Raw genomic sequence first — 23085 nt, 5'->3', positions numbered from 1 at the left:
ACAAATTCGCAACTTGAAGCCCGCCCCCACAGCGTTCTAGGGTCCTTAACCAGAAAACCGGGCGTCGCTTAAGGCGTACCAAGGAGGAGGCGATGAGGTTGCAGGGTCCCCAAAAACCGGCCGGAAAAATGGCGCAGAGGCTCCACAACATGCGCGTTGCTGTGCTGTCGGCAATCGCGGCGTTCTCGTTTGGTCTTCCCACCACAGGTTTCGCGCAGGGAACCGTCACCACGTCGTACGGCTATTCCAATTTCGGCGAACTGAAATACCCTGCCGATTTCGAGCATCTCGACTACGTCAACCCCGATGCGCCCAAGGGCGGCGAGATTTCGATCTGGTCGCAGGGCAGCTTTGACAGTTTCAATCAGTATGCCAGCGACGGGGTTCCTGCGGCGCTGAACACGATCGGCAGCGAGGCGATCCTGACCTCTACTGCTGACGATCCCTATGGCTCATACTGCTTTCTCTGCACGACACTCGAATATCCGGAAGACCTGTCCTACGTGACGTTCAACCTGCGCGAAGACGTTAAGTTCGCAGACGGCACGCCGATGACGGCCGATGATGTCGAGTACAGTTTCAACCTGTTCCTGACGCAGGGAATCCTCGAATACCGCCGTGTGGTGGAAGGGTATATCGACCGGGTGGAAATCGAAGGGCCTTATCGCATCACCTTTTACTTCACCGACTCCGCCCCGATGCGGGACCGGGTGGGGTTCGCCGGTGGGACGCCCGTTTTCTCCAAAGCTTGGTTCGAAGAAACCGGAACACGGCTCGACAAGTCGACACAGCAGCCGTTCATGTCGACCGGCGCCTATGTTCTCGATAGTGCCAAGTTCAACAGCCGCATCGTCTACAAACGCAACCCCGACTACTGGGGCAACGACATCCCCTTCAACAAGGGGCGCAACAACTTCGATACGATCCGGGTGGAGTACTTCGCCGACAGTGACGCCGCCTTCGAAGGGTTCAAGGCCGGAGACTACACCTTCCGGACCGAAAACAATTCGCAGAACTGGGCGACGGGTTACGATTTTCAGGCGATGGACAAAGGCTGGGTGAGGCAAGAGGAAATCCCCGACGGAAATGTCGGTACACGGCTTTCCTGGGTCTTCAACCTCGACCGGCCGCACTGGCAGGATGCGAAGGTGCGCGAAGCGATCGGGATGATGTACAACTTCGCCTGGTCCAACAAGACGCTGCAGTACGGCTTTTTCCAAAACCCGACCTCCTATTGGCCGGGCTCTGACTTGGCCGCCAGCGGCGCGCCATCCGAAGGTGAAATCGCGCTTCTGAAGCCGCTGGTTGATGAGGGACTTCTTGATCCGGCGATCCTGACCGAAGACGCGAAAGTTCCGGTTACGCACGACGAAACCGCGAACCGCCCGTCGCGCAGCCTCATCCGGCAGGCAAGCAAGCTGCTCGACGAGGCTGGCTGGACAACCGGCAACGACGGGATCCGCCGAAATGAGAAGGGCGAGACACTGGATCTGACAATCATCCAGTTCAGCCCGACCTATGACCGGTTCGTCAATCCGTTCATCGAAAACCTCGCACTGATCGGCGTGCAGGGAAAACTCGACCGCATCGACATCTCGCAATATGTGGAGCGGCGCCGGAAGGGAGATTTCGACCTTGCCAATCAGGGATTCGATCTTGGATTTGAACCTTCCGGCGGGTTGGAGCAGTGGTTCGGGTCGAAAACCGCTGATGATAGTTCCCGCAATCTCATGCGGTTGCGCAATCCCGCCATCGACCGGCTGATAACCCATGTCGTGGCAGCTCAGACACTGGATGATCTGCGGACATCGGTCCATGCGCTCGACCGGGCGCTCAGGGCCGTGGGCTTTGATATTCCGCTCTGGTATCTGCCCAAGACCTGGGTTGCCTACTACGACTACTATCGACACCCTGAAAACCTGCCGCCGCTTTCCGTGGGCGAGTTGGATTTCTGGTGGTATGACGCGGAAGCCGCCGAACGGCTGAAGGCCGCTGGCGCCTACTAAGACCGGGAACACAGGACCGTGGGCGCCTATATTCTGCGAAGATTGCTGCTGATGATCCCGACCTTGTTCGGGATCATGCTGATCAATTTCACGCTCACGCAGTTCGTGCCCGGCGGGCCGGTGGAGCAGATCATCGCCCGGCTGGAAGGATCGGGCGACGTATTCCAGAACATCTCGGGCGGCGGCGATGTCGAAACCCAAAGCCAGACGGGCGGCGACGACCGTTATCTGGGCGCGCGTGGTCTGCCGCCTGAATTCATCGAAGAGCTGGAAAAGCAGTTTGGCCTCGATAAGCCAGCGCATGAGCGGTTCTTCAAGATGATGGGCGACTACCTGCGCTTTGACTTCGGCGAGAGTTATTTCCGCAAGATCTCCGTCGTCGATCTGGTGATCGAGAAGATGCCGGTTTCGATCACGCTCGGGCTCTGGTCGACGCTTCTGGCCTATCTGATCTCCATCCCGCTTGGCATCCGCAAGGCGGTGAAGGACGGGTCGGCCTTCGACACATGGACCTCGGGCACGATCATCGTCGCCTATGCGATTCCGGGGTTCCTCTTCGCGGTCCTGCTGATCGTCCTTTTCGCGGGCGGCAGCTACTGGCGCATCTTTCCGCTTCGGGGATTGACCTCGGACGGCTGGGAGCAGATGAGCATGATCGGCAAGGTGGCCGACTATTTCTGGCACATCACCCTGCCGGTTATCGCCTCGACCATCTCCAGTTTCGCTACGCTGACGCTGCTGACCAAGAACAGCTTTCTGGATGAGATCAACAAGCAATATGTCCTGACCGCCAAGGCCAAGGGTCTGAGCGAGGGCCGCGTGCTTTACGGTCATGTCTTCCGCAACGCGATGCTGATCGTGATCGCCGGGTTTCCCGGCCTCTTCCTCGCCGTCCTCTTCGGCGGCGGCCTTCTGATCGAGACGATCTTCTCGCTCGACGGGCTCGGGCGGCTTGGGTATGAGGCGGCGGTCGCGCGCGACTATCCGGTTGTCTTCGGCACGCTCTGGGTCTTTGGCCTGCTGGGCCTTCTGATCGGCATCCTGTCCGACCTCATGTATGTCTTCGTCGATCCACGCATCGACTTTGAAAAGCGGGCGGGCTGATGCGGTTGTCCCCCCTCAACCAGCGCCGCTGGCGCAACTTCAAGGCCAACCGCCGCGCGGTCTGGTCGCTCGGCATCTTCCTAGTGTTGTTCGTGTTTTCGCTGATGGCCGAGGTCGTGGCGAACGATAAGCCGATCGTCGTTTCCTATCGCGGCGGTTTGCATTTCCCGATCTACAAATTCTACCCCGAAACCGCCTTCGGCGGCGATTTCAGGACCGAGGCGGTTTATCGCGAACCGGAAGTGCGCTGCCTGATCGTCTCGGGCGGACTTGAGGACTGTTTCGACGACCCGGAAGGGGTGATCGAGGATGCCGCTGACGGCATCGTCAACGGCGAGGAGATCGAGAAAGGCTGGATGCTCTGGCCGCCGATCCCCTACCGCTACAATACGATCAACAACGTCGGTACCGCGCCCTCTGCTCCCGATGGCGATCACTGGCTGGGCACCGACGACACATCCCGCGATGTGCTGGCCCGGATCATCTATGGCTTCCGCCTGTCGATTCTCTTCACGCTGATCGTGACCACGATTTCCAGCCTCATTGGCATCGCGGCAGGTGCCGTACAAGGTTATTTCGGCGGCTGGGTTGATCTCGTGTTCCAGCGGCTCTTGGAAATCTGGGGATCGACCCCCGGCCTATACGTCATCATCATCCTCTTCGCGATCCTCGGACGCAGTTTCGGGCTTCTGGTCTTCGTCACCATCCTCTTCGGCTGGCCCGCATTAGTCGGTGTGGTCCGGGCGGAGTTCCTGCGTGCACGGAACTTCGAATATGTCCGAGCCGCCCGCGCGCTTGGAGTCAGTGACCGGGTGATCATGTTCCGCCACATCCTGCCCAACGCCATGGTGGCGACGCTGACCTTCCTGCCCTTCATCGTCACGGGTGCCATCGGCGGCTTGGCCGCCCTCGACTATCTCGGCTACGGCCTACCCTCTTCCCTGCCCTCGCTCGGTGAGCTTGCGTTGCAGGGCAAGTCAAACCTTCAGGCACCTTGGCTCGGCTTCTCGGCCTTTTTCACCTTCGCCATCATGCTCTCGCTTCTCGTCTTCATCTTCGAAGGCGTACGCGATGCGTTCGACCCCCGGAAGACCTTCAAATGAAGACCGTCCTCGATATCCGCGACCTGAAGGTCGATTTCCGGCAGGATGGCAAGCTGATCCATGCGGTGAAGGGGGTAAGCTTTACCGTCGGCAAGGGCGAAACCGTCGCCATTGTCGGGGAAAGCGGCTCGGGCAAATCGGTGACGGCTTTGTCGACCGTGGCGCTGCTCGGCGACAATGCCGAAGTGTCGGGCTCGGTCAAATATCTCGACCGCGAGATGATCGGCGCGCCGGAACCCGTGCTGCGCGACGTGCGTGGCAACGATATCAGCTTCATCTTTCAGGAGCCGATGACCTCGCTCAATCCCCTTCACACGCTGGAGAAGCAGCTGGCCGAAAGCCTGGCGCTGCATCAGGGACTGGTGGGCGAGGCCGCGCGAAAGCGGATCATCGAATTGATGGAGAAGGTCGGCATCGATAATGCCGAACGCCGTCTGGCCGACTACCCGCACCAGCTTTCGGGCGGCCAGCGCCAGCGGGTGATGATCGCGATGGCGTTGGCGAACGGGCCGGAGCTTCTGATCGCCGACGAACCGACGACTGCGCTGGATGTCACGATTCAGGCGCAGATCCTTGACCTTCTGGCCGAACTGAAAGAACGCGAAGGGCTGAGCCTTCTTTTCATCTCGCACGACCTCGGCATCGTCCGCCGCATCGCCGACCGGGTCTGCGTGATGCAAGGCGGCGAGATCGTCGAACAGGGGCCGGTGGAGCAGATTTTTGCGAACCCGCAGCACCCCTATACGCAAAAACTGCTCGCCGCCGAACCAAAGGGACGCCCTGATCCGGTGCCCGAGGGGGCCGAAGAGATCGTGCGCACGGACAACCTGCGCATCTGGTTCCCGATCCAGCGTGGGCTTCTGCGCCGCACGGTTGGTCATGTGAAGGCGGTGAATGCCGCGTCGATTTCCGTCCGGGCTGGCGAGACTCTGGGCATCGTCGGCGAAAGCGGTTCGGGCAAGACGACGCTCGCGCTCGCCATCATGCGGCTGATCGCGTCGGAGGGGCCGATCGTTTATCTCCGGCAAGATATCTCGGACTGGCGGCCACGCGATCTGCGCAAGCTGCGCCGCGACATGCAGATCGTCTTTCAGGACCCCTATGGCAGCCTCAGCCCCCGTATGACCTGCGAACAGATCATCGCCGAGGGCCTGACCGTGCACGGCGTGGAGAAGGGCCGGGATCGGCGCGAGATGGTGGCGGAGATCATGACCGAGGTCGGGCTGGACCCGGCAATGATGGAACGCTACCCGCACGAGTTTTCCGGTGGCCAGCGTCAGCGGATCGCAATCGCGCGGGCGATGATCCTCCGGCCAAGAGTCGTGGTGCTGGATGAACCGACCTCGGCTCTCGACATGACCGTACAGGTGCAGATCGTGGAATTGCTGCGGTCACTCCAGCGGCGTTACGGGCTCGCCTATCTCTTCATCAGCCATGACCTGCGGGTTGTCCGCGCTCTGGCGCACAAGGTTATCGTAATGAAGGCAGGTGACGTGGTCGAAGCCGGGGATGGCGACGCGGTCTTCGACAATCCACAAACCGGCTATACCCGCGAGCTGATGGCCGCCGCCTTCGGCCACGCGGTCCGCAGCGCATGAAGATCCTCCTCGTTCACCAGAACTTTCCCGGCCAGTTCCTGCACCTCGCGCCTGCGCTGGTCAGCCGCGGTCATCAGGTCGTGGGACTGACGGCTGCGCGCAACAAGCGCACCGCTCCCGTTCCGGTGCTGCGCTATCGCGATCCGGCCGAGAGAAAGGTGGAAGGTGCGGCCAAGACCTATGCCGAGATGTCGGAACGCGGCGTGTCGGTGGCGCGAGCGGCACTACAACTGACGCGACAAAAGGGATACGTACCCGACATCGTTTTCGGGCATGGTGGCTGGGGTGAAACGCTGTTCCTGCGCGAGGTTTGGCCTGAAGCGCGGCACCTGACCTATGCGGAGTTCTATTATCGCGCGAAGGGGGCCGATACCGGTTTCGACCCCGAATTCCAGAACGTCAATGGCCCGAACCTCTCGGTCGTTGCGCGGCGCGCGCATCTTTTGCAGGCGCTGGTCGAGGCTGATGCGGCACTCGCGCCGACGGCCTGGCAGGCCTCAACTTACCCTAAGGAACTGCGCAGCAAGATCAGCGTGATTCATGACGGTATCGACACCGACCGGGTCCGGCCCGATCCGGATGCACGGCTGTCTCTGCCGAACGGACGGATTCTGACGCCGGGGGACGAGGTTCTGAGTTTCGTGAACCGCAACCTTGAACCCTATCGCGGCTATCACATCTTCATGCGTGCCCTGCCCGAAGTGATGAAGGCGCGGCCCGAAGCTAAGATCGTGATCGTCGGTGGCGACGCACAGAGCTATGGGCCCGCGCCAGCCAAGGGCATGACGTGGAAGCAGATATTCCTCGACGAGGTGAAAGACCGGGTCGACCTCAGCCGCATCCACTTTCTTGGCAACGTTCCCTATCCTGAGTTCCTGTCGCTTTTGCAGGTCACACGCGTCCACGCCTACCTGACCTATCCCTTCGTCCTTTCGTGGTCGATGCTGGAGGCGATGAGCGCCGGGGCACTGGTCGTGGGCTCGCGTACGAAACCGGTCGAGGAATTAATCCGCGACGGGGAAAACGGGCGGCTGATCGATTTCTTCGACGTGGACGGCTGGGCAGAGGCCTTGACCGCTGCTCTGGCCGACCCGGAAGCGGCGGCACCCCTGCGTGCGGCGGCGCGGGCGACAATCAGCGACAGCTATGATCTGAAACGCCACAGTCTTCCGCGCCTTGTGGAATTCGTCGAGAACGCAGGTCGGTGATCGCGGTCGGCGTGGGACGGGTTTTGTTCCAAAATCCTTTCGCAGAAAAGTTTTGGAACAATACTTTTCTGCCCCGTCACACCGCCGGGCTGTGCCCCGCTTTTGACAGATCATAGGCGTCAAACGCCCGGGCAATCATCCGGGTCAGTGGCTTTGCGCGTTCCGGGATGCTGAACGCGTCGGGCCCTATATTGACCATATCGCCAAAGTCGCGTGCCGCAGTGTCGAAAAGCGTACGAAGCTGCTCTGCACTTATGTTGAAGTCTCGGCAGATCTCATTTGCGTCGATGCGGAAATCGCACATCAACGCCTCGATCATCCGTGCGCGCATCCGGTCCTGCCCTGCGAAACCATGGCCCTTTGCGGTGGCGAATTCGCCCGCCCTTACCGCCTTGGTATAGGCCGAGGTCGCAGACGCGTTCTGCGCATAGCCCTGCGGAAAGCGCGAAATCGATGACGCACCAAGGCCTATCAGCACCTCGGCCGTGTCATCGGTATAGCCTTGGAAGTTCCGCCTCAGACACCCCTCGCGTGCTGCCCGGGCCAGACCATCGGTCGGCAGCGCGAAATGATCGATGCCGATCTCGTCATATCCGTCAGCGACAAAGAGCTGGCGCGCCGTCTCAAACAGTTCCAGCCGTTCTTCCGGCCGGGGCAGGGTATCCGACGGGATCATCACCTGCCGCCGCGCCATCCAGGGGACGTGTGCATAGCCATAAAGCGCGACACGGTCGGGGCTGAGTGAGAGCAACTTCTGCACCGATGCCGCGATCCTGTCACGGTTCTGGCGCGGCAGGCCGAAAAGTATGTCGGCATTGAGTGATGCTACACCCCGATCACGAATCATGTCCGCGGCCTTCTTGGTGATCTCGAACGATTGATCCCGACCGATCATCTTCTGAATTGCCGGATCGAAGTCCTGTACCCCGATCGAGGCCCGGTTCATTCCCGCCGAGGCCAGTGCATCGAGTCGGTCGTCGTCGATCTCATTGGGGTCGATCTCTACCGAGAACTCCGCACCGTCGCCCAGCGGAACGACATCGAACACGGCGCGGGCAAGATCCTCCATGATCTGCGCAGGCATCAAGGTCGGCGTGCCGCCGCCCCAATGCAGCCGAGACAGGGTCACACCGGCGGGAAGCTGAGCCTTCAGCAACTGCAATTCGGCCTTCAGAACCTCGACATATGCCCGGACCGGGTCATCGGAAGTTGTTCCTTGTGTCCGGCAGGCACAGAACCAGCAAAGACGGCGGCAGAAAGGCACATGCAGATAGAGTGATATCCGCGCCCCTTCCGGGATAGCGCCGATCCAGTCCCGAAAATCTTCGGGACCGATGCACGAATTGAAATGCGGGGCGGTCGGATAACTTGTATAGCGCGGCACGCGCGCGTCAAAGAGTCCGAACCGCGAGAGTTGCGATTCAGCTGTCATGCGCCTAGCTTTAGACCGGGGTCGGTTCCCCACCTTGACACAGATCAAAATGCAGATGGCCCTTCAAGAAATCCCCCTCGCCCACCCGCAGTGCGGCTCTTGCCCGATCCGTCACAGGGCCGTTTGCGCGCGCTGCGAGGCCGATGAACTCATGTCCCTCGATGCGATCAAGTACTATCGCAGCTTCGAGGCGGGTCAGACCCTGATCTGGTCCGGCGACCGTATGGAATTTGTGGCCTCGGTCGTGACCGGCGTTGCGACGCTAAGCCAGGTAATGGAAGACGGTCGGACTCAGACCGTCGGGCTTCTTTTCCCGTCTGATTTTGTCGGCCGCCCGGGGCGCGATACTGCCCCCTACAATGTTGTGGCGACGACCGATCTTCTGATGTGCTGCTTCCGCAAGAAGCCGTTCGAGGACCTGATGGCGAAGACACCCCACATCGCCCAGCGACTTCTGGAGATGACGCTGGATGAGCTTGATGCGGCGCGTGAATGGCTTCTGCTCCTTGGCCGTAAAACTGCGAGAGAGAAAATCGCGAGCCTTCTGGCCATCGTCGCGCGGCGCGATGCGTCTTTGAAGATGCTGCCGGCCGCAGGCAAGCTTGTCATCGACCTGCCGCTGACGCGAGAGGCGATGGCGGACTATCTTGGCCTGACGCTTGAAACCGTTAGCCGACAGATGTCGGCACTGAAACGCGACGGGGTGATTGAGCTCGAAGGCAAGCGCCACGTGACAATTCCAAATTTCGACCGGCTTATAGAAGAGGCGGGCGACGATACCGATGGCGGTATACCAGGCTGAAAAGCCTCTCGCAGCACCGAATTTTCTTATAGCGTAAAACGGAAAGGGCCGCTCCGGGTTGGAGCGGCCCTCCGAGATCTACGGAGATGGGCCAGTTAGGGTGTCGAAGCTCGACAAGGCCCAGTCAGGGTTCAAAGCCCAAGCTGTTACCCTTGGGTCAACGCCCCCCTGACTGTCCCGACACCTCTCTCCAATATCACTCTAGACACTGGATCACCTCCTTTCTCTGCGTTGCCGTTATCCACAGGCTGCCACAGATTTTGTGTCTGTCAATTGTTTTTACGCAACGTTTGCCGTCAATCTTGTAACAATTGCCCGAAACGGCACAAGCGCCACCAGGGCGAGCGATAGTTTCACAATCCAGTCCGCAGTGGCCAGCGACACCCAGAGCGGCACCACTGCGCCCACGCCCAGAAGCGGGATCATCTCACCAGCCCAAGAGACGTCATTGGCCGGTTCAAGGAAGCTGAGCGAAGCGGCAAAGGCGATCGTGAAGAAGATCGCGGTGTCGACAGCCGACCCGACGAGGGTCGAAACCAGCGGTGCGCGCCACCAGGCGCCCTCGCGCATCCGGTCGAAGATCGCGACATCCAGAAGCTGTGCGACAAGGAAGGCAAGGCCGGAACCGATCGCGATGCGCAGGGTCACGAGCGGGCCGAACTCACCAATGATCTGCGTGCCGATCAGCGAACAGATCACGCCCACGACGAAACCGGCATAGACCACGCGGCGTGCGGCGGCAGGTCCGTGGATGCGGTTGGTGATATCGGTGACGAGGAAGGTGAAGGGGTAGGTGAAGGCGCCCCAGGTGAGGAACCAGTCCTCGATCACATATTGAACGAGGATGTTCGCGGCCACGACGATAGCGGCCATGGCAAGGATGCCAGGAAGAAGCTTGCGGGTCATGTTCTGTCCGTTTTTTACAAGGTCGCGGAGACTTGGTCCCATATCGGGAACGCGCGGCGTTTAAGCCCTCGTGCCTTGCCGGTCAAGTCATTCTGCGACGCGGTAGTCCACTATCTCGGTCCGCTGCACCGGCAGGAAGTTGTCATCCGAGATCATCGTCAGGCGGATCGCTCCCTCGGCGTCGCGCCAGACGGCGAGCCCTTCAAGGTTGTCATGAACCCCCGCGCCGGTTTGGAGGAGAACCTCGTCGCTGGCGACTCTGTCGCCATCGAGTGTGATACGCCTGACCCGGCTCATGAAACCGATCAGCGGCCAGAAATCGCGTTCGAGAAGGTACAGCCGCCCGTCCGGTCCGAAGTCCGCCCCAACCGGCAGCCAGTCGCCCTCCCGTCTCAGCAAGAAGGGAATATCGGCGGTTTCATTTTGCAGCCGGAAGACCGGAATGGGCGAGCCTGTGGCGGCCTCTAATTCAGGGATCGCGTAGAGGGCACCTCTGGCGTCAATTGCCAGCGCCTCAAGCCCTTTGTTCAGATTGAACCGGCGAAAATCGCGGGGGGCAAACTCCCGCACCCATGTCGCGCCGCGGTCACGGTATTCAACGATCCGGTCCTCGGTTTCATATGACAAGAATATTGTGCCGTCAGGACCGATGGCCAATCCCTCGGCATCGTCCATCGGATCGACGAGGCGTTGCCCGCTGCGGGAAGCCGGTATGATTGGTGTGGTGGCAGTGACCGAAGCGACCACGCCTCGCGCATCGCGGCTGAGTGTACCGGAATAGATTGCTGCGGTATCGGACACGGTGACGAAATGCAGCCCATCTTCGGCCAGATCAAAGCCCGAGAAGCCGCCGAAATGCGGATCGTCGTTCTGTTGCCAGACGAAGGTGCCAACATAATCGGCATGCGACGGAGCCGAGGCGCCGCCCGCGAGCGCCAACGCCGCGGCCGCGATCACTGCGAGGCGAGAACGACGGAGCATTGTTTTGGCAGGTCGGCCATCGTGAACTCACGCGCGCCTTTCTTGCGCGGTCCTTTTTTCTTCGATGGCTTAGGCGGATTCCGGAGCTGCTCCAGATACTCCGTCACCCACCAGGTCAGGGTCTCGTCGCAACCATTTCCGCCCTTGGACAGTTCGGAAACGGTCGGTGTCTGGGTCTGGCAAAGGCCCGACCCCGTCGGGCATTTCAGGCGCACATGGAAATGGGTGTTGTGACCGTAAAGCGGACGGATCTTCTGGAGCCAGGATTTGTCCGACCGCTTGGCGGTTCGGCACATCTCGATCTTCACTGCGGCGGCGACAAAGATGCGGTCGACGCGCGGATCGGATGCCGCTGCCTTCAATAGCGCGTGATGGGTAGGGGTCCAGTTGCCGTTGATCCGGGTCTGATCGTCGGTCCGCACGGAAACGGAACTGATACTCTCCCGCTCGCCCCGGCTTAGGTTCAGCCGTTTCGGCGGCAGCATCCAGATATCTGCATCCAGCCCGATCTGGTGGCTGGAATGGCCTGATGTCATCGGCCCGCCGCGCGGTTGGCTCATATCGCCGACGTAGAGCCCGGCCCAGCCAAGTTGCCGCGCGGCAACCGACAGGTCCATGACATATTGCACCAGTTCAGGATGACCCCAGTTGCGGTTCCGGGAAAGCCGCATCGCTTGCCAGGTCGGTCCGGTTTCCGGCAGTTGGACGAATCCCGCGCCGCAGCCCTTGGCGTAGGTGCCGATCGCATGTGCCTTATGCGCCGAGGCGGCCCGCTTCGCGCCAAAGAGCTGGTTCGCCAGCGGCTCCGCCACGGCGGGGCCGGTCCCTGCCAATGAGAAAGCAAGAATTGTTGCGAATATCTGCCTCACGCCATTCCCCTGTCGCCATCGGGTTTGACCCAGACTAACAAGATAAGACCGATGAGAAAAAGCCCGATGAGCGGAGTGATGCCGAGTTGCTGGCTGCCGGTCAGCGTCGACACCACCGCGATGAGTGCCGGCGCAAGGAATGACGTCGCCTTGCCCGATAGCGCGAAAAGGCCAAAGGCTTCGGCCGCGCGCTCGGGCGAAGTGTGGCGCACCATCAAGGTCCGGCTCGCCGCCTGAATCGTACCCCCGGCCGCGCCAATAAGGCCGCCGCAGATATAGAAGATCATGTCCGGCAGGGCCGAATTGGCCGCAATCGCGATGCCAAAGATGCTTTCCCGATTCATTCCCGCAACGATGCTGCAGACCGCGATAAGGACGAGGATCGAGGCTTTGATCACAGGCTTCGGCCCGAACCTCTGGTCCGCATAACCGCCCAGCCAGCTCGCCAGCGCCGCTGTTACGCCGCCGAGGATGCCGAAGATGCCGATCTGGGTGATCGACCAGTTAAGCACGCCCGAGGCATAGACCCCGCCGAAACCGAAGAGGCCGTTCAGCGCGTCGCGATAGAACATGGAAGAGCCGAGATAGGCGGCAAGGCTTCTGCGGTCTGCCAACCCGAGAACCGACTGCCAGAGCCCGGCAAGTGCCGCGCCCGCCCGCTGAACCATTCCCGCAGGGCGTTTTGGTTCGCGCACCCAGAGGAAGAACGGGATCATGAAGACGATGAACCAGATCGCCGAGAACGGTCCGACAAAGCGCGTGCCTTCCAGCGTTGAAGGATCAAGTCCGAGTGCCGGTGCCATGCCAATCAATGTCCGCCCGGTCTCGCCATTCTCGGCGAAGAACAGCAGCATGATGATCAGCGCGATCAACCCGCCGAGATAGCCAAAGGCAAAGCCGCTACCCGAAACCGAGCCGAGCTTTTCGTCTTCTACGAGGGACGGCATCAGGGCATTGGTGAAGGTCGTAGCGAACTCCATCGCGACGAAGCCGATGCCGAAGAAGAACACGGCCTGCGCCAGCATCGGCGCTTCGGGCGTGAGCTGCCAGATCCCGAGCGCGCCGACGACGTAGAGAACAGAGAAGAACCAGATCCAGATCATCCGCCTTCCGGACCCGTCGGCAATGGCGCCAAGGATTGGCGACAGGATCGCGATAACGACACCGCAGATCGTCAGTCCAAAGCCCCAATAGGCCTGCGCTTCGGCCTTGGCGACGGATTCGGTCATGCCCGAGGCCATGAACTCTGTCGTGGCGACCTTGGCGAAGTAGGGTCCGAAGATGAAGGTGAGTAGCAGGGTGTTGTACGGCTGGCTCGCCCAATCGAAGAACCACCAGCCCCAGATGCGCTTGCGTGCCGATAAGGTCATGTTCCTGCCCTCGCCTGTTGGCCGCGATCAAGCCCCAAAAGGCGCGCGCGCGCAAGCACTCAGCGTTCCGGTGGCCAGGGCCGTTCCGCATCGGCAGCGATCCAGGCGCGGGCCCAACTGGGCAGATCCGGGCTCGTCGTCACGAGACCCAGCGCCGCCAGAACCTCGGACGGGGGCACAATCCCTTTCGGCGACGTCACCGCTGAACGCAGCAGCATATGGCTTGTACATTCGCCTTTCCGCCACATGCTCTGCTCCATGTAGATGAAGCGCGCATCCCAGCCGATGCAGCGGCTGAGGATTTCCACACGGTCGAACATCCGCACTCGGCGGCGATAACGTACCGTATTACCCGCAACCGTGATGGCCCAGCGTTTCCGCCGCAAAACGCCCCCCAGACCGATGCGCATGGCAAGCGGTATACGCCCCAGATCGAAGAGCGTCAGTGTCCTGCCATTGTTCAACTCGGCCCAGAGGTCGAGGTCCCAGGGCCAGCAGATGTGATGCGAGACATGGGTGTCCGTGATCCCAAGCGGTTCAGCCCGGCTTGAGGTCCAGATTTCCTTGGTCATGCGCAGGAAAGGATACATCGGGCTCTCACGGGAAATGGCGCGCCGCTGGCCTGCCGCATGCGGGCCGCCCCGTCAATCAGTCACGTTGCGTAAGATGTTGCGCCGGGGCGTCCCGGCCATTACTTCTGGCCGGACCGAGACATGCCGGAGCACCTGATGCAGTCCTTGTACCAAATCCTGATGTTGATCCTTCAGATCGCCTGGGTCCTGATGATCGCGCATATCGTCATGTCGTGGCTGATCAGCTTTCAGGTGCTCAACCTGCGCCAGCCATTGGTGTCGCAGATCTGGTACGGGCTGAACCGGCTTCTGGAGCCGATCTATGCCCCGATCCGCCGGTTTCTGCCCCACACGCCGGGCCTCGACCTCGCGCCGCTTGTCGCCTTCATCGCCCTGATCGCGATCCGCATCGTTCTGACCAACAATGCGGGCTTCTTCTACGGCTACTGACCTTGCCCCCGGCGGGGCCATGTGAAAAAGTCCGGCCATCGAGCCAACAAGAACGCGAGCCAATGACCCGCGCAGAGGAACTTCTCTCCTCCGTTTTTGGATTCTCGGCCTTCCGACCCGGACAGGCCGAGATCGTCGCCGCCGTTGCGGGCGGGCGAAATACACTTGCGATCATGCCCACGGGCGGCGGCAAGTCTTTGTGCTTTCAGCTTCCGGCCCTGATGCGCGATGGCGTGACAGTGGTTATTTCCCCCCTGATCGCACTGATGCGCGATCAGGTCCGCGCGCTGCGCGAAGCGGGGGTGGAGGCCGGGGCGCTGACTTCGGGCAATACCGAGGATGAGACCGAAGAGGTCTTTCAGTCGCTGGATGAGGGGCGGCTCAGGCTGCTTTACATGGCACCGGAACGGCTCGCCTCGGGCGGCACCCTGACGCTGCTGAGACGGATCAGAACCAGCCTTATCGCGGTGGACGAGGCACATTGCGTCAGCCAGTGGGGCCATGATTTCCGCCCCGATTATCTTCGCATCGGCGAGTTGCGCCGGGCGCTGAACGTGCCCCTGGCCGCCTTCACCGCCACGGCGGATGAGGAAACGCGGGCCGAGATCGTTACCCGGCTGTTCGACGGGGCCGCGCCCGAAACCTTCCTGCGCGGCTTCGACCGCCCGAACATCCATCTTGCCTTTGAGGTCAAGGACCAGCCTCGCCGCCAGATTCTGACCTTTGCCGCTGCCCGAAAGGGACAGTCAGGTATCGTCTATTGCGGGACGCGCGCCAAGACCGAGACTTTGGCGCAGGCTTTAAGCGAGGCCGGGCACGTCGCCTGCGCCTATCACGCCGGGCTTGATCCCGATGCACGGCGCGAGGTGGAAAGCCGGTTCCAGCGCGAGGACGGGTTGATCGTTGTTGCCACCGTCGCCTTCGGCATGGGGGTCGACAAGCCCGATATTCGCTGGGTCGCCCATGCCGACCTGCCGAAGTCGATCGAGGCCTATTATCAGGAAATTGGCCGTGCTGGCCGCGACGGCGCGCCGGCCGAGACGCTGACGCTTTACGGTCCGGACGACATCCGCTTTCGCCGCACCCAGATCGATGAGGGGCTGGCGCCCGCCGACCGCAAATCCGCCGATCATGCCCGTCTGAACGCTTTGCTGGGACTGGCAGAGGCAACCTCATGCCGTCGTCGTCGCCTGCTGTCCTATTTTGGCGAAACCGCCGAGCCCTGCGGCAATTGCGACCTCTGCGATACCGCGCCGGATTTGTTCGACGGGACCGAGGCGGTCAGAAAGGCGCTGTCAGCGATCCTGCGGACGGGGGAAAGCTTCGGCGCCGGGCATCTCATTGACATCCTGACGGGCAATGAAACCGACAAGGTCCGCCAGCGTCGGCACGATGATCTGCCGACCTTCGGCGTGGGCCGCGACCTGCCCAAGGTGCAGTGGCAGGCGATCTTCCGGCAGATGATGGGCCATGATCTGATCCGCCCTGACCCCGAACGCCACGGCGCCTTCCGGATGACCGATGCAGCGCGGCCGATCCTGAAGGGCGAGGCGTCGATCACGCTGCGCCGCGATACGATCCGCAAGGCGGTCGGAAAACCGGTTGTAAAGACACTGGTTTCGGAAGAGGACGCACCGCTGCTATCCGCGCTGAAGGCTAAGCGGCGCGCGCTGTCCGAGGCCGCGCGGATGCCCGCTTACATGATCTTCTCCGACCGGACGCTGATCGAGATGGCCGAAACCCGGCCCGCAACTCTGGACCAGATGGCGCGGGTCAGCGGGGTTGGCGCGAAAAAGCTCGAAAGCTATGGGACAGCGTTTCTCGAGGTCATCACCGGCGCGGGCGAAGAGATGCACCCAGCCCGCCGCAAGCTTGCCGGCCGCGCAGCGGGTGAACTGTTCGATCGGCTGATGCAGGCTCAGGCTGAACTGTCGCGGGGCTCCGAAGGTATCGACAAATATCTAATCTGCACGAATTCGACGCTGCGAAAGATCGCGGAAATCCGGCCGAGGACACTTGCGGAACTGGAGCGTATTCAGGGCATGGGTGAACAGAAGGCTACACGGTTCGGCGCTGCCTTTATCGATATCCTCACCACGGAAGGCTGAATGAGTGTCAGATGCGGGCGGCTTCAACCCTCCTGGGGTACAGGCCCTGTTCCGACATTCCTCGCCGTCAGATCTTCTTTCGTGCCCGCAGCGCGGCTTGAATCGTGCCATCGTCGAGATAATCAAGCTCACCGCCAATCGGCACGCCTTGAGCGAGAGAAGTGACCGCGACACCGCTGCCTTCCAGCGTCTCGGCGATGTAGTGGGCGGTGGTCTGACCATCGACCGTAGCATTCAGCGCGAGGATCACCTCGGTGATGTCATTGTCGCGGATGCGGGTCAGGAGTTTCGGGATGCCGAGTTCTTCGGGCCCCACGGCATCCAGGGCTGAAAGCGTGCCGCCGAGCACATGATAGCGCCCCTTGAAGGCTTGCCCCCGCTCCATCGCCCAGAGGTCGGCCACATCCTCCACCACGCAGATCTCACCCGTCGCGCGGCGGTCGTCGCGGCAGATGTCGCAGATATCGGCGGTGCCGATATTGCCGCAGGTCGCGCATTCCCTCGCGGTGGCGGCCACTTCGGCCATGGCCTGCGCCAGCGGTGCCATCACCTTGCCGCGCTTCTTGATCAGATGCAGCACCGCCCGGCGCGCCGAACGCGGCCCAAGGCCCGGCAGCCGGGCCATCAGCTCGATCAGGGCTTCGATGTCGCGGGTCGCCTCGCTCAAATCCGCCTCAGAACGGCAGTTTCATGTCGGCGGGCAGGCCGAGGCTTTCATACAGCCGCTTCATCTCGGTCTGCGACCGGTCCGCAGCCTTCTTCTGCGCATCCTTGATCGCAGCGACGATCAGATCCTCGACAACTTCCTTCTGGCTCGGATCGAAAATCGAGGGGTCGATGTCGAGCGCCCTGAGATCGCCCTTGGCAGAACAGGTGGCCGTCACAAGGCCCGCGCCGCTTTCGCCGACGACATTGATCCGCTCGAAGCTTTCCTGAAGCTCCGCCATTTTGCCCTGCATTTCCTGCGCGGCTTTCATCATCTTGGTCATGTCGCCAAGGCCACCAAGCCCGCCCAAACCTTTAAGCATCTTTCTCTCCTTAACCTTCCTCGAACGGGTCCCATTCGTCCTCGACCTCGGGCAGGGCCTCTGCCTGCGCTTCGGCCTGAACCTCGTCCGGAGTTCTGATAGCGGTGATATGGGCCTTGGGGAAGGCCGCGAAAACCGCCTGCACCAAGGGATTTTCCTTTGCCTTCTCGCGGGCCGCGTCCTCGCGGGCGTTCCGCGCTTCGGCGATGGTCTTGGCACCGCCTTCGGACACCACCGAAACACCCCAGCGCACGCCGGTCCAGCTTTGAAGGCGCTGGGCGAGGGTCGCCGCCAGATCGCGCGGCGCATCGGCGGTTGGTTCGAACTCGATCCGGCCCGGGGCGTAGTGGACGAGGCGGATGTGGCTTTCCACCTCCAGAAGCAACTTCACATCGCGGTTGGCGCGGATCAATTCGACGACCGCCGGAAAGCTCGCATAGCGAGCAAGCGCCACTTCCGGCTCGCGGGCGAGCGCGGTGGCTGTGCCGTTGCCCGTGGGCGCGGAGGATACGCTTGCACGCGGCGCGGCATGGGTGACACCGCCGCCGGGGGCAGGGCCGCGCCCGGTTGGCGCGGGGGCCGAGGGGCCGGGGCCTTCTGCCATGCGGCGCATGAGCTGTTCGGGATCGGGCAGGTCAGCCACATGGGTCATGCGGATGACCGCCATTTCGGCCGCCATCATGGCGTTCGGGGCGGCGGCGACCTCTTCCAACGCCTTCAGAAGCATCTGCCACATCCGGGTCAGAACCCGCATCGGCAGCGCGTCCGCCATTGCGAGGCCACGGGCACGTTCCTCGGGCGGGACGGTCGGGTCGTCGGCGGCCTCGGGCGTGATCTTGATGACGCTGACCCAATGGGTGATCTCGGCCAGATCGCGCAGGACGGCCATCGGGTCGGCCCCGTCGCTGTACTGCCCGCCGATCTCGTTCAGAGCCCCGGCCGCATCGCCCTTCAGTATAAGGTCGAAGAGGTCGAGCACCCGGCCACGATCAGCGAGTCCCAGCATGGCGCGGACCTGATCGGCGGTGGTTTCCCCTGCGCCATGGCTGATTGCCTGATCGAGAAGCGAGGTTGCGTCGCGGGCGGAGCCTTCGGCGGCGCGGGTGATGAGCGCCAAGGCATCGTCAGTAATCTCAGCCTTCTCAGCCGTCGCGATCTTTTTCAGAAGTGCGATCATCACTTCGGGCTCGATCCGGCGCAGGTCGAAGCGCTGGCAGCGGGACAGGACCGTGACCGGGACCTTGCGGATCTCGGTCGTGGCGAAGATGAACTTCACATGGGCGGGGGGTTCCTCCAGCGTCTTCAGAAGCGCGTTGAACGCGCTTGTCGACAGCATGTGGACCTCGTCGATGATGTAGATCTTGTAGCGGGCTGAAGCGGCCCGGTAATGGACGCTTTCGATGATCTCGCGGATATCGCCGACGCCGGTGCGGCTGGCCGCGTCCATCTCCATCACGTCGACATGGCGGCCTTCCATGATCGCCACGCAGTGCTCGCACTTGCCGCAAGGGTCGGTCGTGGGGCCACCCTGACCGTCAGGGCCGACGCAGTTCATGCCCTTGGCGATGATCCGCGCGGTCGTGGTTTTCCCTGTCCCCCGGATACCGGTCATGATGAAGGCCTGCGCGATCCGGTCGGCGGCAAAGGCGTTCTTCAGCGTGCGCACCATCGCCTCCTGACCGACAAGGTCGGCGAAGGTTTCAGGGCGGTATTTACGGGCGAGGACCTGGTAGCGGGTCCCTGTCTCTTCACTCATCGGTCTTCCCGGGATTCGTATCGGGTGAAGACTAGGCGGGCGCGCCGCCGCCGTCCACCCGAAGGCTGCCGCGAACCGGTTGGAACGCGGTTTCCCTAGATCACGCATTAGCGACCGAGTTTCCGTCGCGATTGGATCAGTCACCGTCGAAAAAACAGCCCAAGACTGGCCCAACCGATTTGACTGTGAGGCCCGCGATATGCATCCGCCGGTTTTCGACGCTCTTCTGACCGCGCTTGCCGATATCTACCGCGCCGAGGGGCGGGACGCGGCAGAGCGGACAGCGCATGCCCTGACGACGACACCCGCGCCCGAGGCCTTCGAGCGTCAGACGCCCTGTGCGCTCGACGCGCTGATGCGTGATCTGCTCGCGACCTCGGATCACCCGGCGGCACAGGCCATCCTTGCCGCGCAAGACCTCATCCCCTGGGGCACCAATCCCGTGGCCGATCGGATGAGCGACGATGCCGCTGCCATCTGCGCCGTCACGACGCTGATGGGTCCTGACGGGCCGATCCCCGCGCCGGACCTGCGTCTCGGCCTCTTCTACCAGCGTCCGAACAGCTACTATGCCCTTCACAATCACGACGCGGACGAGACCTATGTGATCCTCGCCGGTGAAGCGTTCTGGACCGCCGGAGAGGATCGCCGCACCCGCCGCCCGGGCGACATGATCCATCACCCGAGCCTGATGCCCCATGCCTTCCGCACCGGCCCCGAAGGCGTTCTGGCGCTCTGGCGCTGGTCGGGCGATGTGAACACCCATTCCTACGCGTTCCTGCCCGACCCCGAGGCACAGGTCGCCTGACCGGGGCGGATTGCCCCCAACCCTATGCCGCGATAGGGTCCGCCCGCATTACCCGGACGGACAGACATGCGCACCTACGCGATCGGCGACATTCATGGCCATCTCGACAAGCTGGAAGAGGCGCATCGGCGGATTGCCGAGGACCGGGTGCGGGTCGGTGACACGGACGCGCCCGTGGTGCATATCGGCGATCAGGTCGACCGCGGTCCCGACAGCCGGGGGGTTATCGACTATCTGATAAGGGGGCACGAAGCCGGAAAACCCTGGGTGACACTCAAGGGCAATCACGACCGCATGTTCACCGGCTTCATGGCCGATCCCGACAGTCACGACGCGGGTCTCAGGGCAGAGCTGCACTGGATTCACCCCCGCCTTGGCGGCGAAACGACGCTGGCCTCCTATGGGGTCGAGCGGGCGGGTGAACGTCTGCTGCACGACCTGCACGAAGAGGCTTCTTCGAAAGTGCCCGGCGCGCATATGACCTTTCTGCGCGGCCTGCCCACGTCCTTTGCCCGGGGGGGAGTGCTTTTCGTTCATGCCGGTATCCGGCCGGGTGTTCCGCTTGCTGCGCAGAGCGAGGACGATCTTCTGTGGATCCGGCGCGATTTTCACGACTATCGCGGTGATTTTGGCTGTCTGGTCGTTCACGGCCATACGCCGGTCGATGCCGTCACCCACTATGGCAACCGTCTGAACATTGACAGCGGAGCAGGCTATGGCCATGCCCTGTCAACGGTGGTGATCGAGGATGACAAAGTCTGGCTGCTTGACGGGTTGGGCCGGGAAGCGATCCGACCCACCCTGTCATGATCGGACTGCATTCAGATCCAGCCATGACCGCCTTGGGTGACGTAAGGTGAAGACACGAAAATTCTTCGCGCCAGTCACGGCCTCCAGCCATCCGCGTATCGTCCGCCATGTCATCACCGATCCGCGTTGGACGTTGCCGGATCTGACCATGGCGATCTTCGCCGATCTGCATGTCTGCGATCCATGGACGTCACTTGCCGCGCTCCGGCGCATGATCGGTCAGGTAAACGGGCTTGGCGCAGACCTTATTCTGCTGCCAGGCGATTTCATTGTCGACCGAAAGCTGCCCGCACGTTTCATCGAGGCTGAGCGGATCATCGCAGAGCTTGCGGCGCTTTCCGCCCCGCTTGGGGTCTTCGCGGTTCTGGGAAACCACGACTGGTGGGATTGCAGGCTAGCGCGGCAAAGCCGTTTCGCCCGCAACTCGGTGGCCGAGGCGCTTGAGATCAGCCCTATCCGCCATCTGGCCAATCGTTCCAGCGAAATCGTCCATGGCGGCGGCAGCTTCTGGCTGGCTGGGATGGACAGCCAGGGCGCCCGAAAACATCTGCACCTGCCCGGCTTTCACGATCCAGAAGCCGCCTTCGCAGATGTGCCCGAGGGCGCAGCCACGATCCTGATGGCGCATGAACCCGACTATTTCGCCGAAGGTGATGGGCGGGCCTTTCTTCAGGTGTCCGGTCACACCCATGGCGGGCAGGCAAACATCTTCGGCTGGCGGCCAATGACACCGTCGCGCTACGGCGGACGGTATGCCTATGGCCATATCGAAGAGGGAGGCCGTCATCTGATCGTGTCGGGCGGGATCGGGTATTCCGGTCTTCCGTTACGAATTTTGCAGCCGCCCGAAATCACACTAGTCATGCTGCGCCGCGGCATCTAACATTCGCCCAACATCCATGGAGGGCTGACATGAACGACGACATCGTGATTCTTTCCGGCGCGCGCACCGCGATCGGGACCTTTGGGGGAAGCCTCGCGGGTATGGCCCCCATCGACATCGCCACCGTGGCCGCGAAGGCGGCCTTGGAGCGGGCAGGGGTCGAGGGTGAAAAGATCGGCCATGTCGCCTTTGGCCATGTCATCAATACCGAGCCGCGCGACATGTATCTGAGCCGCGTCGCCGCGATGCAGGCCGGTGTGCCGAACGGTACGCCTGCGATGAACGTGAACCGGCTTTGCGGGTCGGGTGTGCAGGCTATCGTCTCGTGCGTGCAATCGCTGGCCCTGGGTGACGCCGATTTCGCCCTTGCCGGCGGGGCGGAGAATATGAGCCGTTCGCCTTATGCGCTGCAGGCCGCCCGCTGGGGCCAGAAGATGGGCGACACCAAGGCGCTCGACATGATGACCGGGGCGCTGACCTGTCCGTTCGGCACTGGCCATATGGGTGTGACAGCCGAAAACGTGGCGGCTGAACACGGCATCACCCGCGAGGCACAAGATGCATTCGCGATGGAAAGCCAGGAACGCGCGGCGAAGGCGATCGCCGAAGGCCGGTTCAAGGACCAGATCGCGCCGGTCGAGATCACGTCGCGCAAGGGGACTGTGGTCTTTGATACCGACGAGCATCCGAAGGCCACAAGCCTCGAAGCGCTTGGCGGGTTGAAAACCGTGTTCAAGAAGGACGGCACGGTGACGGCAGGCAATGCGAGCGGCATCAATGATGGTGCAGGTGCGGTTGTGCTGGCCCGTGCCGATGCGGCGGCAAAGGCCGGTTTGAAACCCCGCGCCCGGGTTCTGGGTTATGCCCATGCCGGGGTGCGGCCGGAAGTCATGGGGATCGGCCCGGTTCCGGCAGTCGAGGCCCTTCTGAAGCGCACCGGCCTGTCGGTCGGCGATTTCGACGTGATCGAATCGAACGAGGCCTTCGCGGCGCAGGCTCTGGCGGTGACGAAGGGGCTCGGATTCGATCCAGCCAAGGTGAACCCCAACGGCGGCGCGGTGGCGCTTGGCCATCCGATCGGTGCGACAGGCGCGATTATCACCATCAAGGCGATGTACGAACTGGAGCGCATCGGCGGCAAGAAGGCGCTGATCACCATGTGTATCGGGGGCGGTCAGGGCATCGCACTGGCGATCGAACGGGTCTGACGGGCGTCTTTTAGGGGGGCATCGAGCCCCCCTCGCCGGGGCCGCGCGGTTGCGCGGCCTGCCTCCCGCGGGAGTATTTCAGA

At 62.2% G+C, this 23085-nt stretch carries 21 protein-coding genes; 12 read left to right on the top strand and 9 right to left on the bottom strand.

Features of this window, described 5'->3' with window-relative positions; genetic code table 11:
- The first annotated feature begins 128 nt into the window (after nt 1-128).
- From OEZ71_RS07960 to OEZ71_RS07940, 5 genes are read left to right on the top strand one after another with little or no spacing between them, the layout of a single operon-like run.
- Complete coding sequence (locus OEZ71_RS07960) at nt 129-2006, top strand: extracellular solute-binding protein (RefSeq protein WP_263739415.1); 1878 nt, start codon at nt 129-131, stop codon at nt 2004-2006.
- 18 nt (nt 2007-2024) lie between these two features.
- Nucleotides 2025-3110, top strand: coding sequence for a microcin C ABC transporter permease YejB (locus OEZ71_RS07955; protein WP_263739414.1), 1086 nt, complete (start codon nt 2025-2027; stop codon nt 3108-3110).
- The gene (locus OEZ71_RS07950; protein ID WP_263739413.1) at nt 3110-4213 is read left to right on the top strand and encodes an ABC transporter permease; all 1104 of its coding nucleotides are present in this window, start codon (nt 3110-3112) and stop codon (nt 4211-4213) included. The genes OEZ71_RS07955 and OEZ71_RS07950 overlap by 1 nt, the downstream gene beginning before the upstream one ends.
- Complete coding sequence (locus tag OEZ71_RS07945; protein WP_263739412.1) at nt 4210-5811, top strand: ABC transporter ATP-binding protein; 1602 nt, start codon at nt 4210-4212, stop codon at nt 5809-5811. The genes OEZ71_RS07950 and OEZ71_RS07945 overlap by 4 nt, the downstream gene beginning before the upstream one ends.
- Nucleotides 5808-7019, top strand: a complete 1212-nt coding sequence (locus OEZ71_RS07940; protein ID WP_263739411.1) for a glycosyltransferase — start codon at nt 5808-5810, stop codon at nt 7017-7019. The genes OEZ71_RS07945 and OEZ71_RS07940 overlap by 4 nt, the downstream gene beginning before the upstream one ends.
- Before the next feature lie 76 nt (nt 7020-7095).
- Here OEZ71_RS07940 and hemN read toward each other — a convergent pair whose 3' ends face one another.
- Complete coding sequence (gene hemN / locus OEZ71_RS07935) at nt 7096-8451, bottom strand: oxygen-independent coproporphyrinogen III oxidase (RefSeq protein WP_263739410.1); 1356 nt, start codon at nt 8449-8451, stop codon at nt 7096-7098.
- Between the two features lie 55 nt (nt 8452-8506).
- Here hemN and fnrL point away from each other — a divergent pair, with 55 nt between their 5' ends.
- Nucleotides 8507-9253, top strand: coding sequence for a transcriptional regulator FnrL (fnrL, locus tag OEZ71_RS07930; protein ID WP_263739409.1), 747 nt, complete (start codon nt 8507-8509; stop codon nt 9251-9253).
- 279 nt (nt 9254-9532) lie between these two features.
- On the opposite strand, the gene OEZ71_RS07925 is transcribed toward fnrL, so the two are convergent.
- From OEZ71_RS07925 to OEZ71_RS07905, 5 genes are all read right to left on the bottom strand, one after another.
- Nucleotides 9533-10159 (bottom strand): queuosine precursor transporter, encoded by a 627-nt coding sequence (locus tag OEZ71_RS07925; RefSeq protein ID WP_263739408.1) that lies wholly within the window; start codon nt 10157-10159, stop codon nt 9533-9535.
- Between the two features lie 87 nt (nt 10160-10246).
- On the bottom strand, nt 10247-11140 hold the full coding sequence (locus tag OEZ71_RS07920) for an esterase-like activity of phytase family protein (RefSeq protein WP_263739407.1): 894 nt from the start codon (nt 11138-11140) through the stop codon (nt 10247-10249).
- Nucleotides 11113-12009 (bottom strand): penicillin-insensitive murein endopeptidase, encoded by an 897-nt coding sequence (gene mepA / locus OEZ71_RS07915; RefSeq protein WP_263739406.1) that lies wholly within the window; start codon nt 12007-12009, stop codon nt 11113-11115. The genes OEZ71_RS07920 and mepA overlap by 28 nt, the downstream gene beginning before the upstream one ends.
- Nucleotides 12006-13379, bottom strand: coding sequence for an MFS transporter (locus OEZ71_RS07910; RefSeq protein WP_263739405.1), 1374 nt, complete (start codon nt 13377-13379; stop codon nt 12006-12008). Before OEZ71_RS07910 ends, mepA begins: the two co-directional genes overlap by 4 nt.
- Before the next feature lie 59 nt (nt 13380-13438).
- The gene (locus tag OEZ71_RS07905; RefSeq protein ID WP_263739404.1) at nt 13439-13969 is read right to left on the bottom strand and encodes an acyl-CoA thioesterase; all 531 of its coding nucleotides are present in this window, start codon (nt 13967-13969) and stop codon (nt 13439-13441) included.
- A gap of 138 nt (nt 13970-14107) precedes the next feature.
- Here OEZ71_RS07905 and OEZ71_RS07900 point away from each other — a divergent pair, with 138 nt between their 5' ends.
- Entirely contained in the window at nt 14108-14401 is a 294-nt protein-coding gene (locus OEZ71_RS07900; RefSeq protein ID WP_263739403.1) for a YggT family protein, read from the top strand.
- A 62-nt stretch (nt 14402-14463) separates the two neighbouring features.
- Entirely contained in the window at nt 14464-16509 is a 2046-nt protein-coding gene (recQ, locus tag OEZ71_RS07895; protein ID WP_263739402.1) for a DNA helicase RecQ, read from the top strand.
- A 67-nt stretch (nt 16510-16576) separates the two neighbouring features.
- On the opposite strand, the gene recR is transcribed toward recQ, so the two are convergent.
- From recR to OEZ71_RS07880, 3 genes are read right to left on the bottom strand one after another with little or no spacing between them, the layout of a single operon-like run.
- The gene (gene recR, locus OEZ71_RS07890; RefSeq protein WP_263739401.1) at nt 16577-17176 is read right to left on the bottom strand and encodes a recombination mediator RecR; all 600 of its coding nucleotides are present in this window, start codon (nt 17174-17176) and stop codon (nt 16577-16579) included.
- Nucleotides 17177-17183: 7 nt separating this feature from the next.
- Complete coding sequence (locus OEZ71_RS07885; protein ID WP_263739400.1) at nt 17184-17537, bottom strand: YbaB/EbfC family nucleoid-associated protein; 354 nt, start codon at nt 17535-17537, stop codon at nt 17184-17186.
- 10 nt (nt 17538-17547) lie between these two features.
- Nucleotides 17548-19293, bottom strand: a complete 1746-nt coding sequence (locus OEZ71_RS07880; RefSeq protein ID WP_263739398.1) for a DNA polymerase III subunit gamma/tau — start codon at nt 19291-19293, stop codon at nt 17548-17550.
- Nucleotides 19294-19492: 199 nt separating this feature from the next.
- Between OEZ71_RS07880 and OEZ71_RS07875 the strand changes: the two genes are divergently transcribed.
- The 4 genes from OEZ71_RS07875 (at nt 19493) to OEZ71_RS07860 (ending at nt 23002) form a co-directional block, all read left to right on the top strand.
- Nucleotides 19493-20101 (top strand): dimethylsulfonioproprionate lyase family protein, encoded by a 609-nt coding sequence (locus OEZ71_RS07875; protein ID WP_263739397.1) that lies wholly within the window; start codon nt 19493-19495, stop codon nt 20099-20101.
- A 66-nt stretch (nt 20102-20167) separates the two neighbouring features.
- Complete coding sequence (locus tag OEZ71_RS07870; protein ID WP_263739396.1) at nt 20168-20911, top strand: metallophosphoesterase; 744 nt, start codon at nt 20168-20170, stop codon at nt 20909-20911.
- A gap of 46 nt (nt 20912-20957) precedes the next feature.
- Nucleotides 20958-21794, top strand: coding sequence for a metallophosphoesterase (locus OEZ71_RS07865; protein ID WP_263739395.1), 837 nt, complete (start codon nt 20958-20960; stop codon nt 21792-21794).
- Nucleotides 21795-21823: 29 nt separating this feature from the next.
- Entirely contained in the window at nt 21824-23002 is a 1179-nt protein-coding gene (locus OEZ71_RS07860) for an acetyl-CoA C-acyltransferase family protein (protein WP_263739394.1), read from the top strand.
- Nucleotides 23003-23085: the final 83 nt, after the last annotated feature.

The organism is Albidovulum litorale (genome assembly GCF_025751495.1).
In the GTDB taxonomy this organism is placed as follows: Bacteria; Pseudomonadota; Alphaproteobacteria; order Rhodobacterales; family Rhodobacteraceae; genus Albidovulum; species Albidovulum litorale.
This window is presented reverse-complemented; position numbering and strand designations above follow the sequence as displayed.